Annotated in this window: 13 protein-coding genes; 8 read left to right on the forward strand and 5 right to left on the reverse strand. The window is 67.3% G+C overall.

Features of this window, described 5'->3' with window-relative positions; genetic code table 11:
* Positions 1-60 precede the first annotated feature (60 nt).
* Both AC57B8_RS21610 and AC57B8_RS21615 read right to left on the reverse strand, forming a co-directional pair.
* Complete coding sequence (locus AC57B8_RS21610) at positions 61-792, reverse strand: 16S rRNA (uracil(1498)-N(3))-methyltransferase (RefSeq protein WP_496480727.1); 732 nt, start codon at positions 790-792, stop codon at positions 61-63.
* A 79-nt stretch (positions 793-871) separates the two neighbouring features.
* Positions 872-1969, reverse strand: coding sequence for an aminoglycoside phosphotransferase family protein (locus tag AC57B8_RS21615; RefSeq protein ID WP_496480728.1), 1098 nt, complete (start codon positions 1967-1969; stop codon positions 872-874).
* Positions 1970-2101: 132 nt separating this feature from the next.
* Between AC57B8_RS21615 and AC57B8_RS21620 the strand changes: the two genes are divergently transcribed.
* The 4 genes from AC57B8_RS21620 to AC57B8_RS21635 all read left to right on the forward strand — a co-directional run bounded on the left by AC57B8_RS21620 (position 2102) and on the right by AC57B8_RS21635 (position 7153).
* The gene (locus AC57B8_RS21620; RefSeq protein ID WP_492730107.1) at positions 2102-4693 is read left to right on the forward strand and encodes an LPS assembly protein LptD; all 2592 of its coding nucleotides are present in this window, start codon (positions 2102-2104) and stop codon (positions 4691-4693) included.
* Between the two features lie 19 nt (positions 4694-4712).
* Positions 4713-6116 carry a peptidylprolyl isomerase gene (locus AC57B8_RS21625; RefSeq protein WP_062473582.1) on the forward strand — a complete coding sequence of 468 codons (1404 nt, stop codon included), beginning with the start codon at positions 4713-4715 and terminating at the stop codon, positions 6114-6116.
* 26 nt (positions 6117-6142) lie between these two features.
* Positions 6143-6910 carry a 16S rRNA (adenine(1518)-N(6)/adenine(1519)-N(6))-dimethyltransferase RsmA gene (gene rsmA / locus AC57B8_RS21630; RefSeq protein WP_496480729.1) on the forward strand — a complete coding sequence of 256 codons (768 nt, stop codon included), beginning with the start codon at positions 6143-6145 and terminating at the stop codon, positions 6908-6910.
* Positions 6911-6988: 78 nt separating this feature from the next.
* Positions 6989-7153 carry a hypothetical protein gene (locus AC57B8_RS21635; RefSeq protein ID WP_190276597.1) on the forward strand — a complete coding sequence of 55 codons (165 nt, stop codon included), beginning with the start codon at positions 6989-6991 and terminating at the stop codon, positions 7151-7153.
* A 43-nt stretch (positions 7154-7196) separates the two neighbouring features.
* Here AC57B8_RS21635 and AC57B8_RS21640 read toward each other — a convergent pair whose 3' ends face one another.
* The 3 genes from AC57B8_RS21640 to AC57B8_RS21650 all read right to left on the reverse strand — a co-directional run bounded on the left by AC57B8_RS21640 (position 7197) and on the right by AC57B8_RS21650 (position 10615).
* Positions 7197-7622, reverse strand: coding sequence for a barstar family protein (locus tag AC57B8_RS21640; protein WP_095747788.1), 426 nt, complete (start codon positions 7620-7622; stop codon positions 7197-7199).
* A 50-nt stretch (positions 7623-7672) separates the two neighbouring features.
* Complete coding sequence (locus AC57B8_RS21645) at positions 7673-8086, reverse strand: guanyl-specific ribonuclease (protein ID WP_056574987.1); 414 nt, start codon at positions 8084-8086, stop codon at positions 7673-7675.
* A gap of 180 nt (positions 8087-8266) precedes the next feature.
* The gene (locus AC57B8_RS21650) at positions 8267-10615 is read right to left on the reverse strand and encodes an NADP-dependent malic enzyme (protein ID WP_495261296.1); all 2349 of its coding nucleotides are present in this window, start codon (positions 10613-10615) and stop codon (positions 8267-8269) included.
* 176 nt (positions 10616-10791) lie between these two features.
* On the opposite strand from AC57B8_RS21650, the gene AC57B8_RS21655 reads away from it, so the two are divergent.
* The 4 genes from AC57B8_RS21655 to AC57B8_RS21670 all read left to right on the forward strand — a co-directional run bounded on the left by AC57B8_RS21655 (position 10792) and on the right by AC57B8_RS21670 (position 15261).
* The gene (locus tag AC57B8_RS21655; RefSeq protein ID WP_062473577.1) at positions 10792-11841 is read left to right on the forward strand and encodes an SPFH domain-containing protein; all 1050 of its coding nucleotides are present in this window, start codon (positions 10792-10794) and stop codon (positions 11839-11841) included.
* A 106-nt stretch (positions 11842-11947) separates the two neighbouring features.
* Positions 11948-13429 (forward strand): DUF4178 domain-containing protein, encoded by a 1482-nt coding sequence (locus AC57B8_RS21660; RefSeq protein ID WP_496480730.1) that lies wholly within the window; start codon positions 11948-11950, stop codon positions 13427-13429.
* A gap of 60 nt (positions 13430-13489) precedes the next feature.
* Complete coding sequence (locus tag AC57B8_RS21665; protein ID WP_062473571.1) at positions 13490-13708, forward strand: DUF350 domain-containing protein; 219 nt, start codon at positions 13490-13492, stop codon at positions 13706-13708.
* Positions 13705-15261 (forward strand): polyamine aminopropyltransferase, encoded by a 1557-nt coding sequence (locus AC57B8_RS21670; protein WP_496480731.1) that lies wholly within the window; start codon positions 13705-13707, stop codon positions 15259-15261. Before AC57B8_RS21665 ends, AC57B8_RS21670 begins: the two co-directional genes overlap by 4 nt.
* The last annotated feature ends 9 nt before the right edge of the window (positions 15262-15270 follow it).

Genomic DNA, 15270 nt, shown 5'->3' on the forward strand with positions numbered 1-15270 from the left:
AGCGGCCATTGTTCCGCAGGCGCCCGGTGTGCGCCTCGCGGAAAACACCCCCCGAACCGCTCAGGCGCCGACGAGCGACACCAGCGCCGCGAGCGCCGCGGTTTCGGCGCGCAGCACCCGCGCGCCGAGCGTGGCCGGTGCGAAGCCGCGCGCGATGGCGTCCTGCTCTTCACTGGCGCTGAGGCCGCCTTCGGGGCCGCTCAGCACGAGCGCCGGTTGCGCGGTGGGTGTCTCTGCGGCCACGGCGGTGACGGCGCGCGTGCCCTCGGCCAGACTTAGCACCAAGCGCGTCGCTGCCGTATCCGCGGCAGCAGCGCTGCCGAGCCAGCCCGCGAAGGACTGCACCGGATGGATCACTGGCACGCGGTTGCGCCCGCATTGCTCGCAGGCCGCAACGGCGATGGCTTCCCAGTGCGCCCGTTTCTTCTCGGCGCGCTCGCCCGACAAGCGGAGCACGCCGTGCGCCGTGGCCAGCGGCTGGATGCTGGCCACGCCGAGTTCGGTGGCTTTCTCGACCAGCCAGTCCATGCGCTCGTTGGCCGGCATGCCGACCGCGAGGTGCACGGCGCGGGCCGCTTCGCGTTCGATGGACGTGTGGGCACCCACCGTCACGGCGACCTCGCTGCGGCCCATGCGCTCGACCGTCGCGGCGTACTCGCCGCCCGCGCCGTCGAACAGGGTGAGCGTGTCGCCGGGCTGCATGCGCAGCACCTGCACATGGCGCGCGGCGCCCGGCGGCAGCGCCAGGCTGGCGCCGGCGGTCAGCGGCACGGAGCAGTGAAAACGGGGCATGCGATGAGATCAGGAGCTGATGGCGCCCGTGGTACGGGCGCTACAGCGATTTTCTTTTTTGGCTTTTTTCAGTTTCTCTTCAGACTCGGCCGTAGGCGAAGCCGGTGACGGCCGTGGTGCCCTCGACCTCGTCGATCACGCGCAGCAGCGGCTTCAGCTCGATGTAGCGGCTGGCGGTGGCGCGGATGTAAGCGATGAAGCGAGGTGTGTCGGCCAGGTAGCGCGGCTTGCCGTCGCGCAGCGTGAGGCGCGCGAAGATGCCGGCCACCTTGAGGTGGCGCTGCAGGCCCATCCATTCGACCGCGCGGTAGAAGGCGCCGAAGTCCTCGTCGACCGGCAGCCCGGCCTTGCGCGCGGCGGTCCAGTAGCGGATGGTGATGTCGAGCACGAACTCCTCGTCCCAACTCAGGAAGGCGTCGCGCATCAGGCTGGCGATGTCGTAAGTGATCGGGCCGTAGACGGCGTCCTGGAAGTCGAGCACGCCCAACGGCTGGCCGGCATCGTCGCCCACCATCAGGTTGCGCGGCATGAAGTCGCGGTGCACGTAGACGCTCGGCGACGCGAGGTTGTTCTCGACGATCAGCGCGAAGGCGCGGTCCAGGCGCTCCTTCAGCTGGCCCTCGACGGCCACGCCGCGGTGCTTGCCGATGTACCACTCGGGAAAGAGCGCCAGTTCGCGCTCGAGCAGCGCACGGTCGTAAGGCGGCAGCACGCCGGGTTTCGAGGCCAGCTGCCAGCGGATCAGCGCGTCGATGGCCAGGTCGTAGAGCGGCCGGTTGGCGTCCGGGCGGGCCGGATCGATCACGTCGAGCATGGTCTGGCGGCCCAGGTCGTCGAGCAGCAGGAAGCCGTGGTCGCGGTCCCATTCGAGCACCTGCGGCGCCGTCACGCCGGCCTCGGTCATCAGCTGTGCCACCTGCACGAAGGGGGCGCTGTTTTCCTTGTCGGGCGGCGCATCCATCACGATGCGCGTGCCGCCGTCGGTGGTGTCGAGGCGGAAATAGCGGCGAAAGCTCGCGTCGGCCGACGCCAGCCGGACGGTGTCCGGGCGCAGTTGCCGGGCCTCGGCAATGCCGGCCAGCCAGCCCCGGAACGCTTCGGCCCGCTGCGGATCTGTCCAGAGAATGGTCTGGGCAGGGTGTGGGGTCGTGGACGCCGGGGTCGAAGGTGCTGTCATGGATAATCAATTCTACAAATCCGCCTGGCGCGGCACCCCTGCTCGAGGTCGATCCGACCGGGCGGGGTGGCTGCCGGACCCCGCAACCCGCCGGCTTGCCGCGCCGTCCCGACGATTTTTCGTTCCGAATCGATGCCTACGACCCCACGCGCTGCCTTGCGACGTTCGAGCCCGCCGCTGCCACTGGCCGTGCTGTCGCTGGCGCTGCTGCACGCGCATGGCGCCTTTGCCCAGCAAGCCGGTGTGCTTGAGGGACCGCTCACGCTGAAGCGCACGCCGCTGCTCACCGAGACGCTGACGCCCGTGCAACGCAGCCAGCTGCCCAGCCTTGTCACCGGCGACCGCATTTCCGGCCGCCCCGACCTCGAGACCGTGGTCGAGGGCAACGCCACGCTGCGCCGTGGCCCGGTCGCCATCACGGCCGACCGCCTCGAGTACTACCAGCCGGACGACCGCGCCAAGGCCACCGGCAACGTGCGGGTCAACCAGGCCGGCAATGTGTACGAGGGCCCCGAGCTGGAACTCAAGCTCGAGACCTTCGAGGGCTTCTTCAACAACGTGCGCTACCGCTTCCTCGCGACCGGCGGCCACGGCGAGGCCGAGCGCATCGACTTCGTCGACTCCAACGTCTCGATCGCGCGGCGCGCCAGCTACACCACCTGCCGCCGCGAGGACTTTCCCGGCTGGATGCCGGCCTGGCTGCTGACCGCCGCCACGCTGACCACCGACACCGAGGAAAACGAAGGCGTCGCCATCGATGCGCGCATGAGCTTCATGGGCATCACGACGCCGCCGATCCCGCGCGTGACCTTCCCGCTGTCCAACGAGCGCAAGAGCGGCCTGCTGCCGCCGACCATCGGGCTGGACAACACCAACGGCTTCGAGGTCGCACAGCCCTACTACTGGAACATCGCGCCCAACCGCGACGCCACCTTCACGCCCACGCTGATGAGCAAGCGCGGGCTCAACCTGGCCAGTGAGTTCCGCTATCTCGAGAAGGACTACAGCGGCAGCATCCGTCTGGACCTGATGGGCAGCGACCGCCTCGTGGGCCAGCGCTACAACGAGGCGCGCGCCGAGCAGCTGCAGAAGCTGAACAACGGCGAGATCGCGCTCAAGGACCTGAACTTCGGCAAGCCGCCCGACAGCAGTAAGCGCTGGGGCCTGTGGCTCAACCACCACCACGACTTCGACGCCAAGGCGCTGGGCCTGGACTCGCTGTCCGCCAGCCTCAACATCAACCGCGTCAGCGACAACGACTACTGGCGCGACTTCACGCGCACGCCGACGCTGGCGCAGCGCCAGCTGCCGAACGATGCCTCGCTGAACTGGACCAAGGGCGACTGGAGCGGCGCCGTGCGCGCCCTGCGCTACCAGACGCTGCAGTACAACCTGTCGCCGGTCGTGCCCTCGTACGACCGCGTGCCGCAGATCACGGCCAACTACGCCAAGTACGACTGGCACGGCTTCGACGTCTCGCTGAACACCGACTACTCGCGCTTTCGCGTCAATAGCATCCTGGCCGGCCAGCCCGGCTTCGACCTCATCCAGCAGTCGCAGCCCGACGGCGACCGCGTGTTCGCGCAGGCGGCGATCAGCCGGCCGTTCCTCACGCCGAGCTCCTTCGTCATCCCCAAGCTGCAGCTGCACGCGACCTCGTACAACTACTACCTGCCGCAGTCGTCCATTCCGAAGGTGTCGGTCAACGGCATCGACTACGTGAACGGGATGCCGTACAACCCGAGCCAGCTGTACTTCTTCCCGACCTCGTCGAACCGCGTCGTGCCGACCTTCAGCCTGGACAGCGGCCTGGTCTTCGAGCGCGACGCCAGCTACTTCGGCCGCGCCTTCCGCCAGACGCTGGAGCCGCGCGCGTACTACGTGTACACGCCGTACCGCAACCAGAGCATGCTGCCGAACTACGATTCGGCCGCCAACGACTTCAGCTTTGCGACCATCTACACCGAGAACGCGTTCTCGGGCGCCGACCGCATCTCGGACACCAACGCGCTCACGCTGGGCGTCACGTCCCGCCTGATCGATCCGGGCACCGGCGTGGAAGCCGTGCGCTTCGGCATCGCGCAGCGCTTTCGCTTCGCCGACCAGAAGGTCACGCTGCCGGGCGTCGCGCCGGTCACCGACCGCACCAGCGACCTGCTGCTGGGCGCCCAGATCAACTGGACGCCCAAGTGGAGCCTGGACACGCTGCTCCAGTACAACCCCGATTCGCGCCGTTCCACGCGCAGCGCGATCAGCGCGCGCTACAACCCGGGCCCGTACCGCAACCTCAGCGCCGCCTTCCGCTACCAGGCGCCGAGCACGCCCACGGCCACCGACGGCAACAAGTCGATCGACTTCGGCTGGCAATGGCCGCTCAACGACCTGTGGGGAGACAAGGGCAAGGACCTCGGGCCGGGCAAGGGCGAAGGCGGTGGACGCTGGTACGCCGTGGGTCGCTTGAACTACAGCCTGCAGGACAAGAAGCTCACGGACGGCGTGCTCGGGGTCGAGTACGACGGCTGCTGCTGGATCAGCCGTGTGGTGCTGCAGCGCATCACCACCGGCCAGGTGACGGCCAACACCCGCATCATGTTCCAGCTCGAATTCGTCGGGTTCTCCAGCATCGGCTCGAGCCCGATGCAGGCCCTGCGGCAGAACGTGCAGCGCTACCAGCCGCTGCGTCAACCGACCGAAGCCCCGAGCCGCTTCACCAATTACGACTGAAACGACGACCGTTCACGCCATGAAACACATCCGTTCCCTCATCACCCTGGGTTGCCTTGCGGCCATCGCCGCAACGGCCGGCGCACAGGGCTTTCGTTCCGGCAGCGGCATCACGGACATCATGCGTGCCGGTCCCCGGATCGTGCCGCCGGCGGCGCGCCCTGCCGGTCCCGCGGCGGCGCCGGTGCAGCGCGCGGCCGAGTACATCGTGGCGCTGGTCAACTCCGAGCCGATCACCAACACCGAGGTGCAGTCGCGTGTCACCCGTCTGATCCGCGAGAACCCGGACGCCGAGCGCGTGCCGCGCGCCGAACTCACGCGCCTCGTGCTGGAGCGCCTGATCACCGAGCGTGCGCAGCTGCAGCTGGCGAAGGAAAACGGCATCAAGGTCGATGACGTGGCGATCGACCAGGCCGAGCAGACCGTGGCCCGCCAGAACGAGATCAGCCTCACCGAGCTGCGCAGCCGCGTAGCGGCCGAGGGCATCTCGCCGCGCGAATTCCGCAACGACCTGCGCGACCAGCTGCTGCTCACGCGCCTGCGCGACCGCGAGGTCGAGTCCAAGGTCAAGATCAGCGACACCGAGGCCGACGAATACCTGCGCGACCAGCGCGAGAGCGCCGTCAAGAACAACGCCCTGCTCAACCTCAACATCGCCCAGCTGCTGGTGGCCGTGCCCGAGAACGCCACCGAGGCGCAGGTCGCGACCGCACAGAAGAAGGCCACCGACCTCGCACAGCGCGCGCGCAGCGGCGAAGACTTCGCCAAGCTGGTGCGCGAAAACTCCGATTCGCCCGACCGCGCCAACGGCGGCGCGCTCGGCCTGCGCAGCGCCGACCGCTACCCGCCGGTGTTCGTCGAGGCCACGCAATCGACCGCGGTGAACGGCATCGCCGGGCCCGTGCGCTCGGGCGCCGGCTTCCACGTGCTCAAGGTGCTGACCAAGGCGCAGGTGGGCTCGTCGGATGCGTCCATCACCCAGACCCAGGTGCGCCACATCCTGCTGCTGAACGACCCCAAGCGCACGACCGCGCAGGCGGTGGCCCAGCTGCAGGAATTCAAGCGCCGCGTGCAGGCCGGCACCGCCGATTTCGCCGGCCTGGCGCGCGACAACTCGCAGGACGCGAGCGCCAAGGAAGGCGGCGACCTCGGCTGGTCGCGCCCCGGCCAGTTCGTGCCCGAGTTCGAGGAAGCCATGGACCGGCTCACGCCGGGCCAGATCAGCGACCCCGTGGTGTCGCGCTTCGGTGTCCACCTGATCCAGGTGGTCGGCCGCCGCGAAGCCAAGCTGAGCCAGTCGGAGCAGCGCGAAGCCGCACGTGCCGCGTTGCGCGAACAGCGCGTCGAAGAAGCCTTCACCACCTGGGTGCAGGAAGTGCGCGCGCGCGCCTACGTCGAATACCGCGAGACGCCGCAGTCCTGATGGCCGCGGCAGCGCTCTAGGCCGCGATGGCACAGCACATTGCAAGAAAGCGGTTCGGGCAGCATTTCCTGTCCGACGGCGGGATCATCGACGGGATCGTGCAGGCGATCGCGCCGCAGCCCGGCGATGCGATGGTCGAGATCGGGCCGGGGTTGGCGGCGCTCACGCAGCCGCTGGTCGAGCGGCTCGGCCGGCTCACGGTCATCGAGCTCGACCGCGACCTGGCCAAGCGGCTGCGCGAACATCCGCAGCTGGATGTCATCGAGTCGGACGTGCTCAAGGTCGACTTCGCCGAACTCGCGGCCAAGGCCGAACCGAAACCGCTGCGCGTGGTGGGCAACCTGCCCTACAACATCTCCACGCCGATCCTGTTCCACCTGCTGGGCTATGCCCACCTGATCGCCGACCAGCACTTCATGCTGCAAAAGGAAGTGATCGACCGCATGGTGGCCCGGCCCGCCACCTCGGACTACAGCCGCCTGAGCGTGATGCTGCAGTGTCGCTACGACATGGAGAACGTGCTGTTCGTGCCGCCCGAGAGCTTCGATCCGCCGCCGCGTGTGGACAGCGCCGTGGTGCGCATGGTGCCGCTCGCGCAGCCGCCGGCGGTCGATGCGGCGCGGCTCGGCGAGATCGTGCAGGTCGCCTTCAGCCAACGCCGCAAGATCCTGCGGCACACGCTGGGCAAGTGGCTGGGGGAGCACGGCTTCACCGGCGAGTTCGACATCCAGCGCCGGGCCGAGGAGGTGCCGGTGGCCGAATACGTTGCACTGGCCCAGGCCGTTCCCCCATGAAAAAAGCCCGTCGATGACGGGCTTTTTTTTGTGGCGGCGAGCGGTTGCAGTTACGCAGCTGCCAGCCAGTACCCCGCGTTGAAGGGGCTGCTCATGCGCAGCGCCAGGGGCGACACGTCGACGAGCTTGTCGGTCGGCATTTTCTCGCCGGCCGGCTCGGTGCTGGCGGCGGGCGTGGCCGCGGCGGCTGCCGTGGCGGTGGTGTTGACTTCGATGCCATCGAGGGTTTCAGCGGTGGGCTGAGCCTCATTCGCCCGTTCTGCTTGGCTGGTGGATGCAGAACGGGCTACAGAAAAGAATAGAAGCAGCGGAACGGGACCTTGCGATCGCCCCAGTAGTCCGAAGCGTCGCGGAAGATGTCGAGCAGTTGCTCACGCGCTTCCTTGTCGAACTTGGCGTTGGCCGGGATTTGTTCGAGCACGATGACGAAACCAGGCTGCGGGCCCGATTTATGCAACGGGTCGGTCATGCAGTCGTACAGCGCGTCGAAGTTCTTGCCGAAGTGCGCCGGGAAGGTGAACTGCTGGGCAATCAGGTCGAGCACGTCCTGCTTGGTCTGGGCGTTGCCCAGGTTGGCGTACAGGAAGTGCTGGCCGGCCGCGTTGGCGGCATCCTGCAGGTCGTTCACGCGGAACGCGCGGATCGATTGCACGATGTTCGGGCGTACGGCTCGAAGGGATAAGGTCATATCCGCTGGTCTTTCCATAGTCATCATCATCTCGTCGGGGCGCTTCGGGGCGCCGCTCAGGTCGTTGTCATCGCTCATGGCGCAATCCGTCTGAAACTCGCATAGTGGTCCGCCGTGTACCAGCAGGCTTCGGGCGCCGTGCGCTGCTCGCCACCGCAAACGATCCGCCGGGCACCGCGGTTGCGCGCGCCGGGCGTTGGCACCGTGTACTCGCGGTAATGCCCGCGGCGTGCCGCTGGCAGGATGCGTTCGCGATTGCCGAATACCGTGCCGTCTTTGTCGTACCGGAAGGGGCCACCGTCAAGGATGGCCTGGTAGGTTCGCTGGCCCTGGACCGGCAGATCGGTCAGGGCAATCGATGCCTCGGAGGACGTTTTGTCGGCGCCGAACCATCCGCGGGCCTCGGCCCCCGTCGTCAGAGCCACCAGCATCAAGCTGGTGAGCGCAAACTTAGTGACAGAGGACGTGATCGAGGCGTAAGCCGCCATGGGGCACCACAAGAAAAGAGCGGGGGGTTTGAATTGCGCTCAACCTCGGGGTTAACCCGCAAATTCAAGCCCGCGAGTGTGCACCACGCTGGCGAAAATAGCAAGCGACTGCCCAAAGTTTGAGCAGTCGCGGGGGCAGAAAGCGACGCCTTAAGTTGGCGTCCACTCTCGCCAAATGGCCTATCTCTCGGCGTTTGCGTCGGCCACTGTCAAGGCTGTCATGTTCACGATGCGGCGAACAGTCGCGCTCGCCGTGAGAATGTGCACAGGTTTGGCCGCGCCGAGCAGAACCGGGCCGATGGCGATGTTGCCGCCGGCCGCGGTCTTGAGCAGGTTGTAAGAAATGTTGGCGGCGTCGATGTTGGGGAACACCAGCAGGTTGGCGTCGCCCGCGAGCGCGCTGTGCGGCATGACGACCGCGCGCTGCTTGCTGTCCAGCGCCACGTCGCCGTGCATTTCGCCGTCCACCTCGAGCCAGGGCGCCTGCACGCGCAGCAGGTCGAGCGTGCGTCGCATCTTGACGGCGCTGGGTTCGTTGCTGGTGCCGAAGTTGGAGTGCGACAGCAGCGCGGCCTTCGGCTTGAGGCCGAAACGCATCATTTCCTCGGCCGCCATGGTCGTGATCTCGGCCAGTTCCTCGGGCGTCGGGTCGTAGTTGACGTGCGTGTCGACCAGGAACACCTGGCGGTCGGGCAGCAGCAGGCCGTTCATGCAGGCGTACACCGGCACGTCCTGCGGGGTGCTGGCGCAGCCGCCGGGGCGCTTGCCGATCACCTGGTCGATGTAGTGCAGGTGGATCAGCGTGGTGCCCCAGGTGCCGCAGATCATGCCGTCGACCTCGCCCTTGTGCAGCAGCATGGCGCCGATCAGCGTGAGGCGGCGGCGCATCTCGATCTTGGCGGTCTGCACCGTCTGGCCCTTGCGCTCGGTCATGCGGTGGTAGGTCTGCCAGAAGTCGCGGTAGCGGTGGTCCTGCTCGACGTTGACGACGTCGTAGTCGAGCTCTTCCTTCAGGCGCAGGCCGAACTTCTCGATGCGCTGGGCGATGATGGCCGGGCGGCCGATGAGCGTCGGGCGCGCCAGGCCTTCGTCCACCACGATCTGCGCGGCGCGCAGCACGCGCTCTTCCTCGCCTTCGCAGTAGGCCACGCGCTTCTTCGGTGCGCGCTTGGCGGCGTCGAAGATCGGCTTCATGGTGGTGCCCGAGGCGTAGACGAAGCTCTGCAGCTTGTCGCGGTAGGCGTCCAGGTCCTTGATCGGGCGCAGCGCCACGCCGCTTTCCTCGGCCGCCTTGGCCACGGCCGGCGCGATCTTCATCATCAGGCGCGGGTCGAAGGGCTTGGGAATCAGGTATTCGGGGCCGAAGCTCAGCTTTTCACCGGCGTAGGCGGCGGCCACGCGCTCGCTCTGCTCGGCCTGGGCCAGCTCGGCGATGGCGTGCACCGCGGCAATCTCCATCTCGTCGGTGATGGTGGTGGCGCCCGAGTCGAGCGCGCCGCGGAAGATGTACGGGAAGCACAGGACGTTGTTGACCTGGTTCGGGTAGTCGGTGCGGCCCGTGGCCATGATTACGTCGTTGCGCACCGCATGGGCGTCTTCGGGCGCGATCTCGGGGTTCGGGTTGGCCAGCGCGAAGATCACCGGCTTGGGCGCCATCTTGGCGACCATTTCCGGCTTGAGCACGCCGCCGGCCGACAGGCCGAGGAACACGTCGGCGCCGGCGATCACTTCCGACAGCTTGCGCATGTCGGTCTTTTGCATGTACTGGCGCTTGTCGTCGTCCATCAGCTCTTCGCGGCCTTCGTAGACCACGCCGGCCAGGTCGGTGACGAACACGTTCTCGCGCTTCAGGCCCACCTTGAGCAGCAGGTTCAGGCAGGCCAGCGCCGCGGCGCCCGCGCCCGAGGTGACCAGCTTCACTTCGGCGATGTTCTTGCCGGCCACCTTCAGGCCGTTCAGCATGGCGGCCGCCACGGTGATGGCCGTGCCGTGCTGGTCGTCGTGGAACACCGGGATCTTCATGCGCTTGCGCAGCTCGCGCTCGACGTAGAAGCAGTCCGGGGCCTTGATGTCTTCCAGGTTGATGGCGCCGAAGGTGGGCTCCAGCGAGGCGATGATCTCGACCAGCTTGACCGGGTCCTTCTCGTCGATCTCGATGTCGAACACGTCGACGCCGGCGAATTTCTTGAAGAGAACGCCCTTGCCTTCCATCACCGGCTTGGAGGCCAGCGGGCCGATGTCGCCCAGGCCCAGCACGGCGGTGCCGTTGGAAATGACACCCACGAGGTTGCCGCGCGAGGTGTACTTGAAGGCGTTGGCCGGGTCCTTGACGATTTCCTCGCAGGGCGCGGCCACGCCGGGCGAGTAGGCCAGCGACAGGTCGCGCTGGTTGACCATCTGCTTGGTCGCCGCGATGGCGATCTTGCCGGGGACGGGAAACTCGTGGTACTCGAGGGCGGCACGGCGCAACAGGGCGCGCTTGTCTTCCGGGGTGGGGGTCGAAGGGGACGATGCGGTCGAATCGGACATGTGCCGTTGCTCCTGGTGGCGCTTCTTCTGGGGGCGCCGATTGTAGACCTCGGTCCATACCGCCCTACGTCGCATGGCCGGTGGCAGGCATGACCAAAAGCACGGGGCGCCGTCAAAGCCCTGTGGCAATATGTGTGGCTGGGACACAAACCGACAACATCTCGAGAGGAACGACCATGGCCCTGATGGATTTCATCAAGAAACAGTTCATCGACATCATCCAGTGGACCGAGTCCGGCGATGGCACGCTGGCCTGGCGTTTCCCGATGGCCGAGATGGAAATCCAGAACGGCGCCTCGCTCACCGTGCGCGAGTCGCAGATGGCGGTGTTCGTCAACGAAGGCCAGGTGGCCGACGTGTTCGGCCCCGGCATGTACAAGCTCACGACGCAGACGCTGCCCGTGCTCACGTACCTCAAGAACTGGGACAAGCTCTTCGAATCCCCCTTCAAGAGCGACGTCTATTTCTTCAGCACCCGCCAGCAGGTCGACCAGAAGTGGGGCACGCCCCAGCCGATCACGATCCGCGACAAGGACTTCGGCGCCGTGCGCCTGCGCGCCTTCGGCAACTACAGCTTCCGCATCGGCGATCCGAAGCTGTTCCACACCGAAATCTCCGGCACGCGCGACATCTATTCCGTGGCCGACCTCGACGGCCAGTTGCGCGGCCTGGTGCTGCAGAACATCAGCAACGCCATCGCCTCCAGCGGCCTGCCCTTCCTCGACCTGGCGGCCAACCAGATCCAGTTCGCGACCGCGCTGGCCACCCAGCTGGTGCCCGAGTTCGAGAAGATCGGCATCAAGCTCGAGAACATCACGGTCCAGAACGTCTCGCTGCCTGAAGAGCTGCAGAAGATCCTCGACCAGAAGATCGGCATGGGCATGGTCGGCAACGACATGGGCAAGTTCATGCAGTACCAGACGGCGCAGGCCATTCCCAAGTTCGCCGAAGGCGCAGCCGGTGGCAGCGGCATCGCGGGCGACGCGATGGGCCTGGGCGCCGGCGTGGCGCTCGGCCAGGTGCTGGCGCAGAACCTCGCGCAGGGCCTGAGCCCGAACGCCGCGGCCCAGGCCGCGGCCACGACGCAGCAGCCGGCCGTGGCCGTGGTGAGCGCCGCCGACGTGATGACCACGCTCGAGAAGCTCGGCGAACTCAAGACCAAGGGCATCCTCACGCAGGAAGAGTTCGACGCCAAGAAGGCCGAACTGCTGAAAAAGCTCGTCTGATTCGTCGCAATGTTTTCGATAGCGACTGACGCCCGCCCAGCGGGCGTCAGAGGCCTTTTGGGCTTGAATCATTCGTGGCCGGCCGCGCCATCGCACCTGGTGCGCCATGGCTGAGGAAACCGGCTCCCAACGCTACTACCGCGCGCCCTGCCCCGGCTGCGGCGCGCCGGTCGAATTCCGCTCGGCGCAATCGACGCACGCGGTCTGCCCGTATTGCCAGAGCACCGTCGTGCGCCAGGGCGACACGCTCGCGCGCACCGGCAAGATGGCCGAGCTGTTCGACGACTTCAGCCCGCTGCAGCTGTTCGCCGCCGGCCGCATCCAGGACAAGCCCTTCACGCTGATCGGCCGCCTGCAGTACACCTACCCCGGCGGGCGCTGGACCGAGTGGATCGCCGCGCTCGACGGCGACCGCACCGGCGTCCTCAGCGAGGACAACGGCGCCTACGTCTTTGCGCTGCCTTTCGACCTGCAGCGCGCCGCGCCGCCGCCGGGCGACCTGCGCGTGGGCGCCACCACCGCCTTCGCCGGCCAGAGCTACACCGTCGCCTCCAACGAACAGGTGGCGCTGACCTCCGCGCAGGGCGAGTTGCCGCACCTGCCCGAGCTCGGCCAAGCGTTCGCGATGGTCGAACTGCGCAACGACAAGGGGCTGGTGCTCAGCATCGACTACGGCACCGCCCCGCCCACCGCGTACCTCGGCCGCTCGGTGCAGCTGGACGACCTGCAGCTCACTGGCCTGCGCGACGAATCCGCGAAGGACGAGAAGGGCCGCAGCTTCAACTGCCCCAACTGCGGCTCGCCGGTCACGGTCAACCTGGCCGACAGCAAGAGCATCACCTGCGGCTCGTGCAACAGCATCATCGACCTGTCGCAAGGCATCGGCGGCGAGCTCAAGCACGCCGAGCAGAACGAGCCGGTGCGCCCGCTCATCGCTTTGGGCAGCATGGGCCAGCTGCAGGGCGCGCAGTGGCAGGTGGTGGGCTTCCAGCACCGCATGGGCCAGGAGCCCGGCGACGACGAGCAGTTCGGCTGGGACGAGTACCTGCTGTACAACAAGAAGCGCGGCTTCAGCTTCCTGGTCGATGCCGAAGACGGCTGGAGCATGGTCAAGCCGACCACCGGCGCGCCCGTGATGGCCGAGAACGGCACCACCGCCACCTACCTCAACAAGCGCTACCAGCAGCAGTACGCCTACAACGCCGAGACCACCTACGTGGCTGGCGAGTTCTACTGGCAGGTCGAGCGCGGGCAGAAGACCTTCAACCGCGACTTCGCCAGCGGCGGCGCGCTGCTCTCGATGGAGCGCTCGGCCAACGAACTGACCTGGTCCTCGGGCAGCAAGATCGACAGCGGCGCCGTGGCCACGGCCTTCAAGCTCGACGCCAAGAAAGACCTGTTCTCGCGCGGCGACGCGCTGCCCGTGAGCGCCGCGTCGGGCATGGGCTGCGGCACGATCATCCTCGTCATCGTGGTCATCCTCTTCGTGCTGATCATGATGAGCAACTGCAGCGGCGGCTCCTCGAGCGGGTACCGCAGCTCGGGCGGTTCGTACGGCGGCTACTCGAGCGGCGGCGGCCACAAATGACGAAGATCGCGCGCAGGCGCTCTCTTGTTTCTCTCTTTATTGCTACGACTGGAGGTCCCCATGGGAATTGAATGGCTGAAACCGGGCGTGGTCCTCGGATCGCTCGTGTATGCGCTGATCGGCGTGGTGGTCTTCTGGATCTGCTTTCTGATCATCGACAAGATCACCCCCTATGACCTGTGGGGCGAGATCGTCGAGAAGCAGAACAGGGCGCTGGCGCTCGTCGTGGCCGCCATGTGCCTCGGCATCAGCGTCATCGTGGCCGCAGCAATCCATTGAGCGACGCGGCCCTGCCCGCGCGCACCCCGGATGCGCGGGGGGCGCAACCCGTGGAGATCGCGCTGCTCGCCAGCGTGTTCGTCGTCGCGGCCTGCGGCCTCGTCTACGAACTGAGCGCGGCCGCGCTGAGCTCCTACCTGCTCGGCGACTCGGTGCTGCAGTTCAGCACCATCATCGGCACCTACCTGTTCGCCATGGGCGTCGGCTCGTGGCTCTCGCGCTACTTCGACCGGCAGCTGCCGGCGCACTTCCTTCGCATCGAACTGCTCGTGGCGCTGATCGGCGGCGCGCTGCCGGCGATCCTGTTCCTGGCCAACGCCTACGTGCCGGGCGCGTTCCGGCTGCTGCTGTACGGCCTCGTGGTGGTGGTGGGCACGCTGGTGGGGCTCGAGATTCCGCTGGTGATGCGCATCCTCAAGCGCAACATCGTGCTCAAGGACCTCGTGTCGCAGGTGCTGACCTTCGACTACCTGGGCGCGCTCGCCGTGTCGGTCGCGTTCCCGCTGATCCTCGTGCCGCAGCTGGGCATGATCCGCACCGGCCTGCTGTTCGGCGTGATGAACGCCGCGGTGGCCGTGTGGGCGCTGTGGCTGTTCCGCCATGAACTGCGCCGCGCCGGCGCGCACGCGGTGGCCTGCTTCCTGACGCTGGCCGCGCTCATCGGCGCCTTCTGGGGCGCCGACCACATCACCACGCTGGCGGAAGACAAGTTCTACCAGGACCGCATCGTCTTCAGCGCCAGCTCGCCCTACCAGCGCATCGTGGTCACGCGCGGCGCGCTCGGCCACCGGCTGTTCCTCAACGGCAACCTGCAGTTCGCCGAGCGCGACGAGTACCGCTACCACGAGGCGCTGGTGCACCCCGCGATGGCCGCGCACGGCGCGCCCAAGAAAGTCGCCGTGCTCGGCGGCGGCGACGGCATGGCGGTGCGCGAGATCCTCAAGTACCCCTCGGTCGAGTCGGTCACGCTGGTGGAGCTCGATCCGAACATGACGCAGCTCTTCACCACGCACGAGACGCTGGCCGCGCTCAACGGGCACGCGCTCTCGTCGCCGAAGGTGAAGGTCGTCAACACCGACGCGTTCCAGTGGCTGCAGCAGGAGGGCGACACCTTCGACGTCATCGTGGTCGACTTTCCCGATCCGACCAACTTCGCCATCGGCAAGCTCTACACCAACAGCTTCTACGCGCTGCTCGACCGGCGCCTGTCGGCCAGCGGCTACGCCGTGATCCAGACCACCTCGCCGCTGGTGGCGCGCAAGAGCTACTGGACCGTGGCAAGCACGATCGAGTCGGTCGGCCTGAAGGCCACGCCGTACCACGCGCACGTGCCCAGCTTCGGCGAGTGGGGCTACATCATCGCGAGCCACCGGCCCTACCGGCAGCCCGACGCGCTGCCGGGCGGCATGCGCTTTCTCACGCCGGCGACGCTGCCTTTGATGTTCGACTTTCCGCTCGACATGGCACGCGTGCCGACCGAAGTGAACCGCCTGTCGAACCAGACCCTTGTCACCACCTACGAACAGGAGTGGGGCAAGGTCATGGCGCACTGATATGGCTCG

This window comes from Variovorax sp. BGA-UO-ETr-C22, from assembly GCF_059567965.1.